Below are 20426 nucleotides of genomic sequence, written 5' to 3' on the forward strand. Positions count from 1 at the left end.
ATTCGTAACCTCTTTTTAATCTTCTTTATCCTGTTCAAGGATTTTCGCATTAGGAGTATCAAAGAAACGGTCTAGGGCACGAAGAATATCATCATCTTCTTCGTCCTCCTCGTAACTAACCTTTGATTCGAATGAATTCTCTTCTCCTGAAGCTTCTAAAGAAGCTGCTAAAACTTCTGCTTCCACTTCATTCTTTTCTTCTAATACCGCTCCTTTTTTACTACCCTTCCATTGATCTGCATTTTCCTTAAGATATGTTCTCCAATCAAATACTGCTTCTACTGATTTAATCGCCACTTCTATCATATCATCATCAGGTTCTCTTGTAGTGAGCCCTTGTACTAATAGACCTGGTTTACTCAAAACCTGTACTAACTTCGAGTCACTTCTACCAGCCAAACGGATAAATTCGTATGATATACCTGCAATTACTGGAACAAGTAAGATTCTATAAAGTACACGTAACCAAATAGAATCTACATCAATGAAGATAAAGAAAATTACACTCACTATCATAACGATAAGTAAAAAACTCGTTCCACATCGTTTATGTTCTTTGGATTGCCAACGTACATTGTCAACGGTTAACTCTAAACCGTTTTCAATACAATTAATTGTTTTATGTTCTGCACCATGATACATAAATACTCGTTTGATATCTTTCATCTGCGAAATCAAGCCTACATATGCAATGAAAATCGCTATACGAATAACCCCTTCAACCACCGAAAGCCATACTGACGATTCAATAACACCGGCCAATAAGTTACCCAGAAAAAATGGTAATAGCATGAAGATACCTACAGCTAGAATAATAGATGTACATATTGTAAGAGCCATCATTAAGCCTTCGCCTGTCTTTTCTTTCTCATTTGCCTTACTATCTTTTGAATCTGCACCTTTGGTATTCTTTTTCCCTGCGTTATCTTTTTTCTTATTGTCTTCTTCCTCGTCCTCAAAGAAGGAGGAGGAATAGGTTAATGTTTTCGTTCCAATAACCATAGATTCTAAGAAATTAGCAACACCACGGATGATCGGAACTCTCAACACTTTATATCTTTTTGTAATACTTACATACTTGTTCTTCTGAATTATTATTTCATTGTTTGGCGTTCTAACAGCCACTGCATATTCGTCCTGATTTTTCATCATGATGCCTTCTAATACAGCCTGTCCACCAATTCCTGATGACTTCATTCTCGTACCTTCCCTTTCTCTTATCATGATCCCTCATAATTTGCTTCATGTAATGTTATCCCCTACATAACATGGGTACCTCGTATGCGAATGTAATACTATATATAATTCTATTTAAAAATAGGTTGAGATTATATAACCTCAACCTGTTTTTTAAATAGAAAGTTAAAACTTCTCTATCTAGTTTTCTTCTTTTAAACCGTATCTACGGTTGAACTTATCAATTGCTCCATGAGCAGCAACAGCTTTTTGTTGTCCAGTGTAGAATGAATGGCATTTAGAACAGATTTCAACGTGGATATCGTCGTTTGTTGAACCTACTGTAAATTCGTTACCACAGTTACATACTACCTTAGCTTGGTAATAATTAGGATGGATTCCTTCTCTCATCTTTTTCACCTCTTCTTATCGTTAAATATTAGATTGGATTTTGCCAATCGTATTAACATAAGACATAGTCCATTGAATGGATATGCCGTAGTTTTTTAAACAGCTTTCTCATTATAGCATAGTATTTCTTCATATGCAATATTTTTTTAAACAAGCTTCGTCTTTTTAATTGTTTCAATAAATTCAAAATTCGATTTTGTACGTAAGAATAAATCAATGATTTTTTCTAAGGCTTCATCTGATTTCATGCCACTCAATGCACGATGCATCAGATAATTCGCTTCTGTCTCATGAGGAGCTAATAACAAGTCATCACGTCTTGTACTTGATTTTGCTAAATCAATAGCAGGGAAGATTCTCTTCTCAGATAAACTACGATCAAGAACAAGTTCCATATTACCAGTTCCTTTGAATTCTTCAAAAACAACATCATCCATACGGGAACCCGTATCTACTAGTGCCGTTGCTAAAATTGTTAAACTTCCGCCCTCTCTCATGTTTCTCGCTGCTCCGAAGAACTTTTTAGGCATATGCAGAGCCGCTGGATCTAAACCACCTGATAAGGTACGACCACTTGCTTGCACTGTTAGATTGTATGCTCTTGCCAGTCTAGTGATACTATCTAGTAGAACAACTACATCTCTCTTATGTTCCACTAATCTCTTCGCTCTTTCAATTACCATCTCGGATACACGTTTATGATTTTCAGGTAATTCATCAAATGTAGAATAGATAACTTCCACGTTCTTACCTTCTATTGATTCTTTAATATCAGTAACTTCTTCCGGTCTCTCATCAATTAATAAGATAATCAATTGCATATCAGGGTGATTTACTGTAATCGATTTTGCAATTTGCTTTAATAAGGTAGTTTTACCTGCTTTCGGTGGAGATACAATCATACCTCTTTGACCTTTACCAATAGGGGATACTAAATCAACCATACGCATAGCAATACCTGCAGCTGGTGTCTCAAGATGAATTCTTTCATTAGGGAAAATTGGAGTAAGTTCTTCGAATTTTTTACGTTTTTGTGCTTCTGCTGGATGCATCCCATTCACCGATTTGACAAATAGTAAAGCACTGAATTTTTCATTCTGATTACGGACACGAGTATTACCAACTACAATATCCCCTGTCTTAAGATTAAATCTTCTGATCTGTGCAGGCGACACATATACATCATGCTCCCCTGGTAAAAAATTATCACAACGAATAAATCCATAGCCATCTGGAAGAACTTCTAATATTCCCTCTTTCGTTTCTCCACTATCTAATTGTTCTATCTCATTATTATTGGTTGCTGAACGTTTAGCCCCTTGTGAATCCATATTTGAAATATCTTTATTCTCTCTAGTATCTTTTACTACTTTTACCTCTTTAATCTCATTGCTTTCTTTATTATCTCTAATCTCTTTGATTTCTCTCTCTTCATGGTCTACTTTTACTATGTTTTCTTCTTTTACTATCTTCTCTTCTTTCGGCTGTTTACTCTTGCTCTCTTCTGTTAGTATATCTACTAATTCTTTTTTTCTTAATATCGATATATTCTTAATACCTTTTTGCTTGGCTATCTCTTTTAATTCAGCTAAAGACATTGTAGCGTAATTATTCTCCATATGTATGCTCCTTTACTCAACTTATTTCTCTGCCCCCATATCACAACAGATCCACTGATACATATTATTTATTATTCATTATTCTATTTAAAAATGTAACCGTTATTTCTCAATATCATAATCATTATACGAAGAAAGCCCCATACACCTTACGTTTATTTCATGATTATAGAAAGCTCCCATTGCTTTCAATTGATGGATTGAAATCATAGTATTATATTTGAGAATTAAAATAGTTACATTAAAACTTTCATCGGGATATATAAGATTGTCAGAACAATAGAATTTCTTCTATTATACATCCATTCTTATATAAAAGAAAGCTTTTTTATTGATTTACATATCCTACATATGAATCATATATAGTCAATAGAGAAACCCTTAGTCCTTGATTTCCCATTTTGTTAGTGTTATGATTAATATACTTGCTGAATATTTTTTATACATATTTGCTGGTTTCAGCATTGGTTAAAAACCTATACGCCATACTATGGTTGAAGGAATAGAAAGGACGAATTACGGTTATGACAACGAACGAAAAAGCACTTATACTACATGAAGAATGGAATGGTAAGATTGAAACCGTTTCAAAATGTACTGTTAAGTCAAGAGAAGATCTTGCAATTGCCTATACTCCTGGAGTTGCAGAACCATGTAAAGTAATTGCACAGGATAAAGAAAAAGCGTATAAATATACAATTAAGTCCAATATGGTTGCTGTTATCTCTGACGGTAGTGCAGTTCTTGGTCTAGGAAATATCGGTCCTTATGCTGCCATGCCTGTAATGGAAGGAAAAGCAGTTCTTTTCAAAGAATTTGGTAATGTTAATGCATTTCCTATCTGTTTGGATACACAAGATACAGAAGAAATCATTAAGACAATCGTAAACATTGCACCTGCATTCGGTGGTATTAATCTGGAAGATATCAGTGCCCCTCGTTGCTTTGAAATCGAAGAACGTTTAAAAGAACTCTTAGACATCCCTGTATTCCATGATGACCAACATGGTACTGCTATCGTTGTACTTGCTGGTATTATCAATGCACTTAAAGTTACTGGTAAACAAAAAGAAACTTGTAAGGTTGTAGTTAATGGTGCTGGTTCTGCTGGTATTGCCATTTCCAAATTACTTATTACTTATGGTTTCAAGAATATAATAATGTGCGATAAAGTTGGTATACTATGTAAAGGTGCTGATGGTCTAAACTGGATGCAAGAACAGATGATGGACGTTACAAACTTAGAACAAAAACAAGGTTCCTTAGCTGATGCTTTAAAAGGTGCCGATATCTTTGTTGGGGTTTCTGCTCCTAATATTGTCTCTAAGGAAATGGTAGCTAGCATGAATAAAGATTCTATCCTTTTTGCAATGGCAAATCCAGTACCTGAGATTATGCCTGACATAGCAAAAGAAGCTGGTGCTAAGGTGGTTGGAACCGGACGTTCTGATTTCCCTAACCAAGTAAATAACGTAGTTGCCTTCCCTGGTATCTTCAAAGGTGCGTTAGAAGGTCGTGCTACTCAAATCACGGAAGAGATGAAACTTGCTGCTGCAGAAGCAATTGCAAGCCTAGTTGATGAAAAAGATTTAAACGAGGATAACATCATGCCAGAAGCTTTCGATCCACGAGTTGCTGAGGTTGTTAGCAATGCTGTTAAATCTCATATTGTTCGATAGGTCAGATAATTCGAATTTACTAATCACAGTAATCAAATGTAGCATAAAACTTATAATCAAATTAGATAGGAGCTTTGATATACTTGAATAGCAAACGAATGTGGAATGACAAGCGTTATAATTCCTTTGATTATTACTTAAAAAACCAATTTGGGCATCGATTATATAAATTATCATTGAACGGTGGTATGACATGTCCGAATAGAGATGGGACATTAGATACAAGAGGCTGTATCTTCTGTAGTGCCGGTGGTTCTGGTGATTTTGCAGCGAGTGCAAGACTCTCCATTACAAGTCAAATAGAAGAAGCCAAAGCACTCATTGCTCATAAAGTAAAAAAAATACCAAACACACCACAATATATAGCTTATTTTCAGGCTTTTACTAACACCTATGCTCCTGTCCCCTATCTAAGAGAAATATTTACCGAAGCCCTTAGGCACCCTGATATTGCGGTACTTTCAATAGCAACAAGACCAGATTGCCTAAGTGAGGAGATCCTAGCTTTACTTGATGAGCTTAATCAGGTAAAACCAATATGGGTGGAACTTGGTCTACAAACAATCCATGAAGATACTGCAAAGCGTATTCGAAGAGGGTATCCTCTATCTTCTTATGATACCGCCGTTAAGAATCTCCGAAATATTCACATTGATGTTATTGTTCATCTTATCATTGGGCTTCCTTACGAAACCAAGGAAAACATCTTAAGATCCATTGATTACATTAATGATTCTGGAATTCAAGGTATTAAATTGCAACTCCTTCATGTTTTAAAAAATACTGATTTGGAGGCATTTCTTGACTCCATGCACATCCTTACTCTAGATGAGTATGTTACAATTCTTGTAGAGTGTCTAGAACATCTAGACCAAGATATTGTAATCCATCGTATTACTGGTGATGGACCAGGAGATTTATTACTAGCTCCTCTATGGAGCACCAATAAGAAACTTGTGTTAAATACAATTCAACATGCCATGAAAACCCTCGATTCTTGGCAAGGTAAGAATCGTAGCACATAGCCAATATTACGGAGGTAAGTACATGCAATCAGAAGCTTTAACTTTATATAAATTAATAATTTTATATATCCTTGAAAAAGTTGATTTTCCTCTTTCTAATGCACAGGTTTCGAACTTTATCTTGGAGAAAGAGTATACGAATTATTTTACTATCCAACAAGCAATCTCTGAGCTAATCGAATCCGACCTAATTCATTGCGAAACAATACGTAACACGACACTTTACAGAGTAGCAGACTCTGGACGAGAAACTCTTGAATACTTTAATAATCAAATTTCTGATGCAATCAAAAAAGATATTATCGAATACTTAAAAGAGAACAAATATACTTTACGCGAGGAAGTTTCTACATTATCTGATTTCTTTCAAAGTAAACCAAATGAGTACATCGTACGTTGTCAAGTAAAAGAGAAAGACAGTTCTGTCATTGAACTGAATCTAACAGTACCTTCCGAAGAAGAAGCTTCTACCATCTGTAGCAATTGGAGAGGCAAGAGCCAAGAAGTCTATTCTTTCATTGTAAGAACTTTAATGACTAGCAAGGAACAAACAGACACTGAAATAGATAAATAATAGCAAGTTCACATAGCGAATTTTCTATTATAAAAAACGCTATATGAGTATCGATTCTAATATCGATTATCTCACATAGCGTTTCCTTAAGTAAATCAAATGCTCAAAGTCATAATTCTTTCTTGTCATCTGATAAGTTATATTTACTTATACAGTAAGCCATTGTCACTTCATTATTCTTCTTCCGAAATTTGATCAGCTTCAAAACGTTCTATTATAGTAACACCTTCATTAGCTTCAACTTTCTCATCTACAAGTTCTTCCTCATCATCTTCATCAACTTCATCAAAACCGCCATTCATTGTGAATTCAATCAGTTCCCAGATTTCATCACGGCCTTGCTTTGATATGGATGAAAACGGAATAATCGGAGTCCCCTCTACAGTATTCAAACCCTTACGAATCATCTTAATATGTTTATCTCTCTGACTTCGATTGATCTTATCTAACTTCGTAGCTATAATAACTGGATTATATCCATTATGAACGATCCAATCATACATATTCTTATCATTCTCTGAAGGTTCATGACGAATATCTATTAGTAAGAAGATAATTCGAAGTTGTTTGGAAGTACCAAGATACTTCTCAATTAATTTACCCCATTTTTCTTTTAATGCCAACGAAACTTTAGCATATCCATATCCTGGGAGATCAACAAAATATACCTCATCATTAATATTATAGAAGTTAATGGTTTGTGTCTTACCAGGTTGCGAAGATGTTCTAGCGTAAGCTTTACGATTCATCAGCGCATTAATAAGTGACGATTTACCTACATTCGATTTACCAGCAAAAGCAATCTCAACTTTGTCATTCTCTGGTAGTACACTTGTTACACCACAAACGGTTTCCAAGTTCACACTTTTTATATGCATATCAATTACCATACCCTTTCAAAAGTCTGGCGACTTTGTGCAAGGCACAAATCGCCGTGTGAAAGATCATCTTTCACACTACTCCCATCTACACACGACACCATCTACGTGTGTATCTATACTAATGTTATTTATTACAATTAAATTGCTACATTATTTCACAAGTGCAAAAGATAACACTTCTTCCATGGTATCTACTAATTCTATATCAATTCCTGTAACAATTTCTTTCTCCAATTCGTCTATATTACTCTTGTTTTTCTTAGGTACAAGAACTAATTTAACTTTTGCTGCTTTCGCTGCAAGAATTTTTTCCTTTAACCCTCCAATTGGAAGAACTCTACCTCGAAGTGTAATCTCTCCTGTCATAGCAACATCTGCACGCACCTTCGTATTCGTTATGGCTGATAACATCGCGGTAGCCATAGTTATCCCTGCTGATGGGCCATCTTTTGGAACTGCACCCTCTGGTATATGAATATGGATATCATTTTTTTCAAAAAAGTCTTGAGCAATGCCATACTGACTACTTATAGAACGAATGTAACTAATTCCAGCCCTCGCCGATTCCTTCATTACATCGCCTAGTTTCCCTGTAAGTTCGAATTTACCTTTTCCTGGCATTACATTTACTTCGATTTGAAGTGTGTCACCACCAACGCTTGTCCACGCAAGTCCTCTTACGATACCAATTTCATCTTCCTTGTTGATTTCATCAAAGGTATAACGCTCTTTACCAAGATATTTTTCAAGGTTTTTATCTGTAATCTTAACACTCTTTTTATCACTTTCTAGAATTTCTCTTGCGACCTTTCGACAGATCTCACCGAGTTTTCTCTCGAGATTACGAACCCCTGCTTCTTTCGTATATCCATTAATAATATGGCTAATTGCCTTATCAGATATACTTAACTGCTTTTCATTCAATCCATTCTTCTCAATTTGTTTCACAATCAGATGTTCTTTTGCAATATGTTCTTTCTCATTCTGCGAATAACTGTTGACTTCAATTAATTCCATACGATCTAACAATGGGCGAGGAATTGTCTGAACTGAATTCGCTGTAGCTATAAAAAGAACTTCAGATAAATCTACTGGTTGTTCAATGTAATGATCCACAAAACGTTTATTCTGTTCTGCATCTAAAACTTCCAAAAGAGCTGAGAACGTGTCACCTTTGTAATCATTACTTACCTTGTCAATCTCATCTAACAACATAAGTGGATTCTTAACACCCGCATTCTTAAGTCCACTAACAATACGTCCTGGCATAGCTCCAACATACGTTCTTCTATGCCCCCTAATTTCTGCTTCATCACGTACACCACCTAAGCTAATACGTACGTATTCCTTATCAAGTGCCTTCGCTACGGAACGTGCTATCGAAGTCTTACCAGTTCCCGGAGGGCCCACTAAACAGATAATTGGACTATCTCCTTTTTTCGTCAAGCTTCGTACTGCTAAGAATTCAATAATACGATCTTTTACTTTCTTAAGACCATAGTGATCTTCATCTAACACTTTCATAGCATTCTTGATATCCTTGTTATCTTTGCTTACTTTATCCCAAGGAAGTGTTAATAACATCTCAATATAACCACGTGACACAGAACTTTCAGAGGAGTTATTCCCTAAGTTCTTGTAGCGTTCAATTTCCTTCTCAATATGATCTTTCACAGTCTTTGAAGCCTTCAACTTCTTTACTTTACTTAAGTATTCTTCTGCTTCGGTAAGAGAATCCTTGTCTCCAAGTTCCTCACGGATAATCTTGAGCTGTTCTCTCATGATATATTCTTTTTGGTTCTTATCAACTTTTTCTTTCACTTTAGCCTGTAAGTCTTTTCTTATTCTCAGAATCTCTATCTCATTCGTTAATGCTATACACGTTTTCTCATAGCGTTCTGAGATATCATTTATTTCTAACAACTCTTGTTTTTCCTCATAGCTAAACGCTATGTTAGAAGCAATAGCATTCAATAGATGTACAATATCTTCATCTAACAACATCGTTTTCATGATATCCTTACTTAATCTTGGATTCTCGATCGCATATACTTCTAGAATACTCTTAATCCCCCTAAGATAAGCAGTAATCTCTACCTCAGTAAGATCCTCTATTCCAGTAGCCTCTTTCACCTCAACCTCACCATATAAATAAGGTTGATCTGTATATATTTCGCAAACCTCTGCACGCTCTAGTCCTTGTACCATAACGCGGATTATATCACCAGGAAGTTTGATTAATTGCTTGATTTCAGCTACAGTACCAACACTATATAAATCCTCTGGTTTTGGATCTTCAACATTCGGATCCTTTTGCATTAGCAACAATACTTGTTGATCTTGTTCCATTGCCATCTCTACAGCATTAACGGTAATCTTACGGTTAATATCAAAATGAATTAATGTATCTGGTAAGATTGTCATCCCACGCAATGCTACGATTGGCATTATTTTTCGTATCTCAGTCATACTTATCCCCATGCATATCACAAGTCAGCTTGTAATACTGCCAATATTAATGAGTTGAAGGACCTTTGTGCATGGCTCCTTTCATAGATTTAGTATTATTCCTTCAACTTTTCTCTATCTGTAACAAACTTGTTGTTTGTACAAGTAAATCTATCATTAGATAAAAAGTCCACTAAAGTATTACCTTCAGTAGACTTTTTTATAATTATGCAATTTCATTGCTATTCTTTTTTGGAAGTCTTTTTGTAGTAGTCTTCTTAGCTACACCTTCTTCGGAATAAACAAAAGTTGGTTCTTCAAGTCCCTGTGCAGCTGGTTTAGTGATAATACACTTCGCTATTTTACTATCAGATGGAATTTTGTACATAGAATCCATCATAATAGATTCCATAATAGCACGCAATCCTCTCGCACCAGTTTTTCTTTCAAAAGAACGTTTTGCGATTTCTCTGATTGCATCTTCTTCAAATTCTAACTCAACACCATCTAATTCAAACAATTTTCTATATTGTTTTACAATTGCATTCTTAGGTTCTGTTAAGATATGATACAATGCATCTTCATCGAGTAAGTCAAGCCCTACACTTACAGGAACTCGCCCTACGAATTCTGGAATTAATCCATACTTAACGAAATCCTGTGGTAATACTTGTTTGAATAACTTACCTATATTATCTTTATCGATTGCAGCAATTTCTGCATTAAATCCGATTGACTTATTGCCAATTCTAGATTCGATAATTTTTTCCAAACCATCGAATGCTCCACCACAGATAAACAAGATATTAGAAGTATCAATCTGAATAAATTCTTGGTGTGGATGCTTTCTACCACCTTGAGGTGGAACGTTAGCTACTGTACCTTCAACAATCTTAAGTAAAGCTTGTTGTACACCTTCACCTGATACATCTCTTGTAATTGAAGTATTCTCTGATTTTCTTGTTATTTTGTCTATTTCATCGATATATATAATACCGTATTCTGCTCTTTCAACATCGTAATCTGCTGCCTGAATTATTTTTAATAGTATATTCTCAACATCTTCACCCACATATCCAGCTTCTGTTAAAGTAGTAGCATCTGCTATCGCAAATGGTACATTAATCAACTTAGCTAACGTCTGTGCAAGATATGTTTTACCAGAACCTGTTGGTCCTACCATAATGATATTACTTTTCTGTAGTTCTACGTCTAAATCTTTCTCTGCAAGCACTCTCTTATAGTGATTGTAAACAGATACTGCTAACACTTTTTTCGCTTCATTTTGACCAACAACGTATTGGTCTAAGAAATCTTTGATTTCTTCTGGTTTCAACAAATTAATACCATTCTCTTGAATTGTATCATCAAACTCTTCTTCAATAATCTCCGAACAAATCTCTATACATTCATCACAAATATATACGTTTGGGCCTGCAATCAATTTTCTTACTTGATCTTGCGTCTTATTGCAAAAAGAACATCTTAATTGTTTTCTTTCATCTGCTCGATTAGCCATGCAATACACCTCCATTTTAGTAAAATTAGTAAATCCATAACGACAGACTCCAATACAAATCTGTCGTTATGGCACTAAACTACTATAACATTCCTACTGTCTACTTGTAATTATACTATCAATTAGGCCGTATTCTTTAGCTTCTTCTGCAGTCATATAATTATCACGCTCTGTATCAATTTCAATAACTTCAACTGGTTTTCCAGTGTTCTGAGCTAAAATATCATTTAATTTCTTCTTTGTACGTAAGATATTATCTGCAACGATTTTAATGTCAGTAGCTTGACCTCTTGCACCACCTGATGGTTGATGAATCATAACTTCTGCATTCGGAAGTGCAAATCTCTTTCCTTTCGCTCCACCAGCAAGAAGGAATGCTCCCATACTTGCCGCCATACCCATACAAATTGTAGAAACATCTGATTTAATAAACTGCATAGTATCGTAGATAGCCATACCAGCAGTTACAGAACCACCTGGGCTATTAATATACAAGCTAATATCTTTTCCTGGATCTTCAGCTTCTAAGAATAATAATTGGGATACAATAAGACTAGCAGAAACGTCTGTTACCTCTTCTCCTAAAAATATAATTCTCTCTTTAAGAAGTCTGGAATAAATATCGTAAGATCTCTCTCCTCTACTTGTCTGCTCAATGACATAAGGTACTAAACTCATACTTAATCCTCCTTATCTTTATTATAACTATTCAGTTATCCAGCTTTTTCAAAGCTGGATGTGCACAAAATGAATAAAAAGTATTCACCTTGACACTGAACCACTCGAAAAAACAAGCTTTTTCTCGGAGTTTTCTGGGTAGTTACTTTATTACTCTTATATCGTGTAAATGCTGATTTCATTTCAAAATCAGCATTTATTAGAATAGTATAACTTTTAAATTCTACTGAATAACACGACTGAATTACAGTTACTTAATAGCTTATGCTTCCTTTGAAGCTTCCACTACGAAGTCAACAGCTTTTTGAACAGCCATGTCCATCTTCATTTGTTCTTTTTCTCCATCACCAAGAAGTTCTTTTAATTTTTCAACTTCCATCTTGTACATTTCAGCCATCTTTGCGATTTCTGCATCTAAATCTTCTTCAGAAACAGTGATGTTTTCAGCTTTAACGATTGCTTCAAGTACTAATCTGCTTTGGATACGTTTCTCAGCTTGTGGTCTCATTTGTTCGAATAATTTTTCTTGTGTTAAACCAGTGAAGCTGAAATATTGTTCAACTGATAAACCTTGTTGTTGTAATCTAGCAGCGAAATCTTCTGCCATTTGTCTAATTTGTGTATTAATCATTGCTTCTGGAATTTCCATTGTTGAATTTTCAATGATTGTTTCAATGATCTTATCTTCTCTTTCATTATTAGCTGCTGCTACTTTTTTCTCTAATAAAGATGCTTTGATATCAGCTTTATATTCATCTAAAGATTCGAATTCAGATACATCTTTAGCGAAATCATCATTTAATTCTGGTAATTCTTTTGCTTTGATTTCATTGATTTTTACTTTGAACATAGCTGGTTTGCCAGCTAATTCTGGTGCATGGTATTCAGCTGGGAAAGTTACGTTAACTTCAACTTCTTCTCCAACTTTTTTACCTACTAATTGATCTTCGAATGTATCAATGAAAGAGTGTGAACCAAGTGTTAATGGATAAGCTTCACCTTTTCCACCTTCAAATGGTGTTCCATCTACAAATCCTTCGAAATCGATTGTAACGATATCTTTTAACTCAGCTGCTTTATCTTCAACTGTTACAGTTCTGGCATTTTGTTCTCTAACTTTATCTAATTCAGCTGATAATTCTTCTTCCGTTACTTCTGTGCTAGCTTTTTCTACTGCAACACCTTTATATTCACCTAAAGTTACTTCAGGTTTAACTGCAACTTCAGCTGTAAAGATGAATGATTTGCCTTTTTCGATTTGAACTACATCGATATCTGGTTGAGAAACAATATCTAAACCACTTTCAGCTGCTGCTTTTTCGTAAGCTGAAGGGATGATTGCATTTGCTGCATCTTCATAGAATACACCAACACCATACATTTTTTCAATGATTGCTCTTGGAGCTTTTCCTTTTCTAAATCCTTGAATAGTCATTTTTCCTCTATTCTTAAGGTATGCTTTTTGGATTGCAGCTTCGAATTCTTCAGCTGTAGCTTCAATAGTAAGCTTTACCATGTTCTTTTCCAACTTTTCAACTTGTAAACTCATTCTAAGATTTCCTCCTGTATTTAACACTTTCCTTATTAACTGCATAATCACACAGTTTTTGTGCATTGCAAGCAAATGATTTTGTGCTTTGCTATCCAATAGACAACGTCTATTTTCAGTAAACAAAATCACCCTTGCAAACAAGTGATTTTGCGCATAGCTATACAATAGACTGCGTCTATTATCGGTTTTCAAATTCAACATTGCAAGCAAGCGAATTTGTGCATTGCTATATTATATCATATATATTTGGTAATTACAAATTAATTTTCTTAGCGAAAATTTAGTAAATTTGTCTATTATCCTTACGTAAAGCGTTAGGCTTATGCTAACTAATCTTCTTTGACATACCCCTTGTCTTTTAATATGTCAACTACCTCATATACGTACTTTCTACATTTTTCTTCTGTCTGTGCTTCAACCATTACTCGTAACACTTGTTCTGTACCACTTTCACGCACAAGAATTCTACCATCATCTCCAAGTTCCCTTGTGATTTTTTTGACTGCTTCTTTAACATCTTCATCATTCTTTGCAGTTGGCTTATCAAATACTTTGACATTAACAAGTAATTGTGGATACATCTTCACTTTACTAACTAGTTCTGATAGTTTTTGTTTCTTCTCTAGCATAACTTCCATTAATATAAGCGATGTAAGAATACCGTCCCCTGTAGTTGCATGTTTACTGAAGATGATATGCCCTGATTGCTCACCACCTAATGTATGACCATTGGCAACCATATTCTCATTCACATACTTATCTCCTACTGTAGTCTTTTCATAAAGAATTCCTGCTTTATCAAAAGCTTTATATAATCCAATATTAGACATAATCGTAGTTACTACTGTATTATTACTTAGTTCACCACGTTCTTTTAGATATGTCCCACATAAGTATAGTATTAAATCACCATCAATAATATTCCCTTTATCATCCACTGCTAAACAGCGATCTGCATCACCATCGTATGCAAATCCAATATCTAATCCATTGTCTATCACATACTTTTGTAACACTTCAATATGTGTAGAACCACAATTGTTATTGATATTCGTTCCATCTGGTTCATTACTGATTGTATATGTCTTAGCTCCAAGTGCATCAAATACTCCCTTTGCTACAGTTGTAGCAGAACCATTAGATAGATCAAGGCCTACTTTAACACCTTTGAAAGAACGTGTAGCAAGAGACATAAGATAACCAATATAACGATGTCTTCCTACCGAATAATCTACCGTTCTACCAATATCCACACCTGTCGCTAACGGGATATCATCTACTTCTTTATCAATGTATTCTTCAATTAATTCTTCTACTTCTGTTTCTAATTTGTATCCGTCAGAATTAATTACTTTTATTCCATTATCATAATAAGGATTATGGCTAGCTGATATCATAATACCACAATCAAAATTCTCACTGCGTACTACGTATGATACACTTGGTGTAGGTGTTACATGTAGTAGATAGACATCAGCTCCACTCGCTGTTAAACCAGAAACTAATGCGTATTCAAACATATAACTCGATCTTCTTGTGTCTTTTCCTATAATTATCTTTGCTTTATGTTCTCTCCCAAAATAATATCCTAAAAAACGTCCTACCTTGTAAGCATGAACTACTGTTAAATCAACGTTAGCTTCTCCACGGAAACCATCAGTACCAAAATATTTTCCCATCTTTATACCCATGCATTGTATAAGCAAAACTTACCTTGTGAATGACAGTGCATGGCTCCTTTCTCTATTTCTTTATTTCTATATTTTTCTTGTTAGTTTCTTATACTGCTGTATTTCTTTATTATACTATTGCTTTATTATACACCATTGTTCTTCTATTAATATATAACTCCTACTTTTATTGTATTCTAACATAATTACAAATCAAGTCAAGTATTAACAACCTTTATATGTAAGGTGACCAGTATAACACCCTTTATCTATCATATACATACCAACAGTATACACACAAAAAAACATCACCAAATACGTACGATTGAGGCAATTGATCATTTCTTCTCTCATAGCACTAAGTAAAGCCGGTACATTGCTGTAGGTGCTTTCTCAACACAATCATAAATACATGGCGATGTTTCTTTCATTATGGTGAAGCTACACCGTTATTACGCTAAAGCTTCACATTTTTCAACCAGAAAGGTTGTCGATTATTGACCAGTAGAACCTGACATTGATTCTTCTTGTTTTTTAATCATTTGACGAACCATTTCTCCACCAACAGAACCATTTTGAGCACTTGTTAAGTCTCCATTATAACCTGCTTTTAAAGGCACTCCAAGTTCTGATGCTACTTCCATTTTGAATCTGTTCATAGCTTCTTTTGCTTGTGGTACTTCCATTCTGTTAGAACCGCTATTATTGTTTGCCATTATAATGCACCTCCGTGGTTAAAATATTGGACTGATTTTTGTTAAATCGTCCGTTGGATTTGTTTCAGACACCGTATGTGATGTCTGTAATATTATTGTGACCCATAATGAAAAAATTATTATGGTAAGTTATGGTTTCAGCATTCTTTTTTATATCTTGACGGACTATTAATCTAGACGGACTTTGAGGTCGGTACTATCATCATACGAATGATACGAACCAACCTCTATCCCAGTGTATCTATGAGGATATTCTGCTCTTGAATATACCTGTTTTTTTCACACTACTAGATAAGCGGCTACTAACATACGCTTATCTAGGTTTCGCTCTTGTTAAGTCATCCTTTTCAAAACGATGCATTTCGCTACTCATCTTATTGCTAGTATTACACAACTCATAAATAACTATACTAAAACCACGATAAAATCAAAGAATTTTCATTTTTTCTTATTTTTGAGCGGGAGTTGTCGCATACGTCATTTGCACTTATCATAATTGCCTTTTTTCGAACATACATTGTTATAATTCATTATATTACTGAGGAATTAAAATGGATGCATTCTATCAATTTATAAAAAATATTAATCAAGTAGTTTGGGGACTTCCTATGATTCTTCTACTCCTTGGAACTCATGCTTTCTATACGATTAAGTTGCGTTTTGTTCAAAGGTTTGCCTTCCTTGGCATTCGTTTATCATTCAAAAAAGATGACGCGGGAGAAGGCGATGTTAGTAGCTTCGCCTCACTAGCGACAATCTTAGCTGCAACATTAGGTACCGGAAATATAATTGGTATATCAACAGCCGTTGCTTTAGGTGGACCAGGTGCGATCTTTTGGTGTTGGATTACCGGAATATTCGGAATGGCCACTTCTTATGCTGAATGTTATCTCAGTATAAAATTCCGTAAAAAAACATCAAACGGTAACTATGTTGGTGGCCCCATGTATGTACTTGAACAAGGCCTTCATTCTAAAAGCCTTGCCATAATCTTTAGTTTATGCACTTTAGCAGCTTCATTTGGTGTGGGTTGTACCACCCAAGCCAATTCAATAACCACAACAACTTCAGCAACCTGGAACCTATCGCCTTCTACTGTTGGGTTTATAACAGCAATTGTATGCGGTTTGGTTATTGTGGGTGGTGTCAAATCCATCTCCACTGTATGTACCAGACTTGTACCTGCAATGGGCCTTTTTTATATAATTAGTTGTTTCATTATCTTAGTAATTAATCGTAGTTTTTTACTACAAGCGATTAGGCTTATTGTGTCCTCGGCCTTTACATCTCATGCAGCAACAGGAGGTTTCATCGGTAGTACAATTATTATAGCAGCAAGACAAGGCGTAGCCAAAGGTCTGTTCACCAATGAAGCAGGATTAGGTTCCGCTGCCATTGCTGCGGCAAGTGCCAAGACAGAAGATCCAAGCCGCCAAGCACTTGTATCTATGACCGCAACTTTTTGGGATACTGTTATAATGTGCGCTATTACTGGTTTGGTTATTGTTAGTAATCTATTACATTTTCCAGACTCCACTGCCGGACTTAGCAATGCGGAACTAACAACCGCTGCATTCGCTGTCATCCCTTTTGGAAAAGTTCTTTTAAGTTTTTCGCTTATTGCATTTGCAATTGCAACACTCATTGGTTGGTCATTCTTTGGTGAAAGTGCAGCTTACTATCTCTTTGGTGATAAAGGTATACAAATCTATAAGATATTCTATATTGTAATGATTTACATCGGAGCAGTACTTTCCCTTGATTTGGTCTGGGAATTGTCTGATTTAGTGAATGCCATCATGGCTATTCCTAACTTAATAGCACTCCTCCTTCTATATAAATTAGTACCAAAATATTCTAAGAAGACTTAAAATACAATTGACTTAGCAATGCTATCGGCTAATTCTTTGCTCTCTAATCTTTCAACAATTGCTAATGCGAATTCTACAGCTGATCCCATTGATCTTCCTGTAACGATATTACCATCAATAACAGCTCCTGCATCAACAATTGTAGCACCACGTAATTTATCTTCATAACCTGGATAACAAACAGCATTTTTACCATCTAATAATCCTAGTGTACCTAGAATACTTGGAGCAGCACAAATTGCGGCGATACATTTACCATTATCATTGAATTTTTTAATTAATTTTTGTAATGGTTTACTCTCTGCAAGGCGTGATGTTCCTGGCATACCACCTGGTAGTACAAGCATATCAATTGCTTCATAGTTTATATCATCGAAAAATCTTTCTGTTACAACTGCAATTTTATGTGCACCATATACTTCTTTAATTCCCTTCATCGAAACTAAAGTGACTTCCATCTTCGCTCTTCTTAATACATCTACAACGGTTAATGCTTCAATTTCTTCAAAGCCATCTGCAAAAAAAATAGCAACTTTTTTCATGTAAATTTCCTCCATAAATTCCTAATAAATATTGTTATCAAATAATTATCTATAATAACACAATTTTTATTATAATGGAACAAATTATAACTAAAAAATATTGTTTCTATCTTCTTTAATCGTCTAATTGCTCTTTAGATTTCTTTAACTTCTTTTCAAAAATTAGTGCAGTTACTAAATATGCTTATATTTTTTCACCTTTCACTTAAGAATAATAGTTATTTTCATATATAATATAACCATAATTCATTTTTCCATTTTCCGTCTAGATTTCTATATAGGATTAATGTATAATATTTTGGTTAATGTTTTAAACACACTTCAAATAGGATATCGTATATTCTATTCACATATATAGCAATACTACAGGAACATTAACGATTTTTGAATCGTGAAACTAAATAACTAATTTATACACTTTACGTAAAAGGAGGAACAATTATGGCTGTCAAGTATGTATTTGTAACAGGTGGTGTTGTATCAGGTCTTGGAAAGGGTATTACTGCTGCTTCATTAGGTCGTTTGCTTAAAGCTCGTGGTTATAGTGTAACCATGCAAAAATTTGACCCTTATATCAATATCGATCCGGGTACAATGAATCCAATCCAACACGGAGAAGTGTTTGTTACAGATGATGGTGCAGAAACTGACCTTGACCTAGGTCACTATGAGAGATTTATCGACGAAAGTCTTACAAAGCAATCAAATGTAACTACTGGAAAAATCTATTGGTCTGTTCTCTCAAAAGAAAGACGTGGTGATTTTGGTGGCGGTACCGTTCAAGTTATCCCTCACATCACAAATGAAATCAAGAGCCGTTTTTATCGCAATGATGGCTGTGACGACACTCAAATCGCAATCATCGAAGTTGGTGGTACCGTAGGCGATATTGAAAGTCAGCCATTCTTAGAATCAATCCGTCAATTCCAACACGATATAGGACGTGAAAATGCAATTCTTATTCACGTTACTTTAATCCCTTATCTTAGAGCTTCTGGTGAAATGAAGACTAAACCAACACAAGCAAGTGTTAAAGAATTACAAGGCATGGGCATTCAACCAGATATCATCGTATGTAGGACTGAAGTTCCTTTAGAAGAAGGTATTAAAGATAAAATTGCATTATTCTGTAATGTTCCAAGTAATCACGTGATGCAAAATCTTGATGTGGACACGCTGTATGAAGCACCACTTGCAATGGAAAATGAACATCTTGCGAATGTAGCTTGCGAGTGCTTAAAACTTGATTGTCCTGAACCAGATTTGGCAGAATGGGAAAACATGGTTTATGCTCTAAAGAATCCTCAGAAGGAAGTTACTGTCGCTTTAGTTGGTAAATACACTGCTTTACATGATGCTTATATCAGTGTTGTAGAATCCTTAAAACATGGTGCTGTAGCACACAATGCTTCTGTTACTATCAAATGGATTAACTCAGAAGATATTACCCCTAAAAACGTAGAAGAAATGTTTGGAGACGTATCTGGTATTATCGTTCCAGGTGGTTTTGGCCATCGTGGTATTGAGGGTATGATTACTTCTATTAAATATGCTCGTGAGAACAACCTTCCATACTTAGGACTATGTCTTGGTATGCAATTAGCAATTGTTGAATTCGCAAGACATGTGGTTGGTTTTGCTGATGCTCATAGTGTAGAACTAGATCCAGGTACTACACACCCAGTTATTCACTTGATGCCAGAACAAGATGGTGTTGAAGACCTTGGTGGTACGCTACGTCTTGGTTCATATCCTTGTGTATTAGAAGCTGGCACAAAGGCTCATGAATTATACGGTTCAACAGATATCAAAGAAAGACATAGACATCGTTATGAAGTAAACAACTACTACCGTGATGATTTCAAGAAACACGGTCTTGTACTTTCTGGGTTATCACCAGATGGTCGTATTGTTGAAATGATTGAATTAAAGGATCACCCTTGGTTTGTTGCTACGCAAGCACATCCAGAATTCAAATCAAGACCAAACAGACCACACCCATTGTTCAAAGGATTTATTGGAGCTTCTATTGCAACTCAAGAAGGTAACTAGATTATAAATAGCA

16 protein-coding genes are annotated in these 20426 nt (G+C 35.1%); 5 read left to right on the forward strand and 11 right to left on the reverse strand.

The annotated features are described in order from the left end of the window. Nucleotides 1–15: 15 nt before the first annotated feature. From BUB90_RS15315 to rho, 3 genes are all read right to left on the reverse strand, one after another. On the reverse strand, nucleotides 16–1224 hold the full coding sequence (locus tag BUB90_RS15315; RefSeq protein ID WP_073289310.1) for a DUF1385 domain-containing protein: 1209 nt from the start codon (nucleotides 1222–1224) through the stop codon (nucleotides 16–18). A gap of 153 nt (nucleotides 1225–1377) precedes the next feature. After that, nucleotides 1378–1587: a 50S ribosomal protein L31 gene (rpmE, locus tag BUB90_RS15320; RefSeq protein ID WP_073289311.1), complete on the reverse strand. Its 210-nt coding sequence runs from the start codon at nucleotides 1585–1587 to the stop codon at nucleotides 1378–1380. 146 nt (nucleotides 1588–1733) lie between these two features. Further along, a complete protein-coding gene (rho, locus tag BUB90_RS15325; protein WP_073289312.1) occupies nucleotides 1734–3206 on the reverse strand; it encodes a transcription termination factor Rho in 1473 nt (490 codons plus the stop codon). Between the two features lie 524 nt (nucleotides 3207–3730). On the opposite strand from rho, the gene BUB90_RS15330 reads away from it, so the two are divergent. The 3 genes from BUB90_RS15330 to BUB90_RS15340 all read left to right on the forward strand — a co-directional run bounded on the left by BUB90_RS15330 (nucleotide 3731) and on the right by BUB90_RS15340 (nucleotide 6484). Continuing rightward, nucleotides 3731–4885, forward strand: coding sequence for an NAD(P)-dependent malic enzyme (locus BUB90_RS15330; protein ID WP_073289313.1), 1155 nt, complete (start codon nucleotides 3731–3733; stop codon nucleotides 4883–4885). A gap of 98 nt (nucleotides 4886–4983) precedes the next feature. Beyond that, a complete protein-coding gene (locus BUB90_RS15335) occupies nucleotides 4984–5910 on the forward strand; it encodes a TIGR01212 family radical SAM protein (protein ID WP_073289314.1) in 927 nt (308 codons plus the stop codon). A 22-nt stretch (nucleotides 5911–5932) separates the two neighbouring features. After that, a complete protein-coding gene (locus BUB90_RS15340) occupies nucleotides 5933–6484 on the forward strand; it encodes a DUF4364 family protein (protein WP_073289315.1) in 552 nt (183 codons plus the stop codon). A gap of 173 nt (nucleotides 6485–6657) precedes the next feature. Here BUB90_RS15340 and yihA read toward each other — a convergent pair whose 3' ends face one another. From yihA to BUB90_RS15375, 7 genes are all read right to left on the reverse strand, one after another. After that, complete coding sequence (yihA, locus tag BUB90_RS15345) at nucleotides 6658–7362, reverse strand: ribosome biogenesis GTP-binding protein YihA/YsxC (protein WP_084139301.1); 705 nt, start codon at nucleotides 7360–7362, stop codon at nucleotides 6658–6660. A 153-nt stretch (nucleotides 7363–7515) separates the two neighbouring features. Further along, nucleotides 7516–9834, reverse strand: coding sequence for an endopeptidase La (gene lon, locus BUB90_RS15350; protein ID WP_073289316.1), 2319 nt, complete (start codon nucleotides 9832–9834; stop codon nucleotides 7516–7518). Between the two features lie 205 nt (nucleotides 9835–10039). Further along, nucleotides 10040–11332 (reverse strand): ATP-dependent Clp protease ATP-binding subunit ClpX, encoded by a 1293-nt coding sequence (clpX, locus tag BUB90_RS15355; protein WP_073289317.1) that lies wholly within the window; start codon nucleotides 11330–11332, stop codon nucleotides 10040–10042. Between the two features lie 93 nt (nucleotides 11333–11425). Continuing rightward, on the reverse strand, nucleotides 11426–12010 hold the full coding sequence (gene clpP, locus BUB90_RS15360; RefSeq protein ID WP_073289318.1) for an ATP-dependent Clp endopeptidase proteolytic subunit ClpP: 585 nt from the start codon (nucleotides 12008–12010) through the stop codon (nucleotides 11426–11428). Between the two features lie 262 nt (nucleotides 12011–12272). Continuing rightward, the gene (gene tig, locus BUB90_RS15365; RefSeq protein ID WP_073289319.1) at nucleotides 12273–13559 is read right to left on the reverse strand and encodes a trigger factor; all 1287 of its coding nucleotides are present in this window, start codon (nucleotides 13557–13559) and stop codon (nucleotides 12273–12275) included. A 332-nt stretch (nucleotides 13560–13891) separates the two neighbouring features. Further along, nucleotides 13892–15241, reverse strand: coding sequence for a phosphoglucosamine mutase (gene glmM / locus BUB90_RS15370; protein WP_073289320.1), 1350 nt, complete (start codon nucleotides 15239–15241; stop codon nucleotides 13892–13894). Between the two features lie 485 nt (nucleotides 15242–15726). Next, the gene (locus BUB90_RS15375; protein WP_073289321.1) at nucleotides 15727–15948 is read right to left on the reverse strand and encodes an alpha/beta-type small acid-soluble spore protein; all 222 of its coding nucleotides are present in this window, start codon (nucleotides 15946–15948) and stop codon (nucleotides 15727–15729) included. A 551-nt stretch (nucleotides 15949–16499) separates the two neighbouring features. Here BUB90_RS15375 and BUB90_RS15380 point away from each other — a divergent pair. Further along, nucleotides 16500–17819, forward strand: a complete 1320-nt coding sequence (locus BUB90_RS15380) for an alanine/glycine:cation symporter family protein (protein WP_073289322.1) — start codon at nucleotides 16500–16502, stop codon at nucleotides 17817–17819. On the opposite strand, the gene BUB90_RS15385 is transcribed toward BUB90_RS15380, so the two are convergent. After that, on the reverse strand, nucleotides 17816–18361 hold the full coding sequence (locus BUB90_RS15385; RefSeq protein ID WP_073289323.1) for a DJ-1 family glyoxalase III: 546 nt from the start codon (nucleotides 18359–18361) through the stop codon (nucleotides 17816–17818). The two genes, BUB90_RS15380 and BUB90_RS15385, sit on opposite strands and share 4 nt — an antisense overlap. 441 nt (nucleotides 18362–18802) lie before the next feature. Between BUB90_RS15385 and BUB90_RS15390 the strand changes: the two genes are divergently transcribed. Beyond that, nucleotides 18803–20413, forward strand: coding sequence for a CTP synthase (locus tag BUB90_RS15390; protein ID WP_073289324.1), 1611 nt, complete (start codon nucleotides 18803–18805; stop codon nucleotides 20411–20413). Nucleotides 20414–20426: the final 13 nt, after the last annotated feature.

It is taken from the genome of Anaerosporobacter mobilis DSM 15930, assembly GCF_900142955.1.
Lineage (GTDB): Bacteria > Bacillota > Clostridia > Lachnospirales > Lachnospiraceae > Anaerosporobacter > Anaerosporobacter mobilis.

Excerpts from the sequence above, each read along its gene's own strand:
- clpP (WP_073289318.1), bottom strand. The coding sequence starts at position 12,010 with ATGAGTTTAGTACCTTATGTCATTGAGCAGACAAGTAGAGGAGAGAGA.
- BUB90_RS15330 (WP_073289313.1), top strand. The coding sequence starts at position 3,731 with ATGACAACGAACGAAAAAGCACTTATACTACATGAAGAATGGAATGGT.
- BUB90_RS15335 (WP_073289314.1), top strand. The coding sequence starts at position 4,984 with ATGTGGAATGACAAGCGTTATAATTCCTTTGATTATTACTTAAAAAAC.
- BUB90_RS15385 (WP_073289323.1), bottom strand. The coding sequence starts at position 18,361 with ATGAAAAAAGTTGCTATTTTTTTTGCAGATGGCTTTGAAGAAATTGAA.
- rpmE (WP_073289311.1), bottom strand. The coding sequence starts at position 1,587 with ATGAGAGAAGGAATCCATCCTAATTATTACCAAGCTAAGGTAGTATGT.
- clpX (WP_073289317.1), bottom strand. The coding sequence starts at position 11,332 with ATGGCTAATCGAGCAGATGAAAGAAAACAATTAAGATGTTCTTTTTGC.
- BUB90_RS15315 (WP_073289310.1), bottom strand. The coding sequence starts at position 1,224 with ATGATAAGAGAAAGGGAAGGTACGAGAATGAAGTCATCAGGAATTGGT.
- glmM (WP_073289320.1), bottom strand. The coding sequence starts at position 15,241 with ATGGGAAAATATTTTGGTACTGATGGTTTCCGTGGAGAAGCTAACGTT.
- BUB90_RS15390 (WP_073289324.1), top strand. The coding sequence starts at position 18,803 with ATGGCTGTCAAGTATGTATTTGTAACAGGTGGTGTTGTATCAGGTCTT.
- BUB90_RS15380 (WP_073289322.1), top strand. The coding sequence starts at position 16,500 with ATGGATGCATTCTATCAATTTATAAAAAATATTAATCAAGTAGTTTGG.
- rho (WP_073289312.1), bottom strand. The coding sequence starts at position 3,206 with ATGGAGAATAATTACGCTACAATGTCTTTAGCTGAATTAAAAGAGATA.
- lon (WP_073289316.1), bottom strand. The coding sequence starts at position 9,834 with ATGACTGAGATACGAAAAATAATGCCAATCGTAGCATTGCGTGGGATG.
- tig (WP_073289319.1), bottom strand. The coding sequence starts at position 13,559 with ATGAGTTTACAAGTTGAAAAGTTGGAAAAGAACATGGTAAAGCTTACT.
- yihA (WP_084139301.1), bottom strand. The coding sequence starts at position 7,362 with ATGCATATAAAAAGTGTGAACTTGGAAACCGTTTGTGGTGTAACAAGT.
- BUB90_RS15340 (WP_073289315.1), top strand. The coding sequence starts at position 5,933 with ATGCAATCAGAAGCTTTAACTTTATATAAATTAATAATTTTATATATC.
- BUB90_RS15375 (WP_073289321.1), bottom strand. The coding sequence starts at position 15,948 with ATGGCAAACAATAATAGCGGTTCTAACAGAATGGAAGTACCACAAGCA.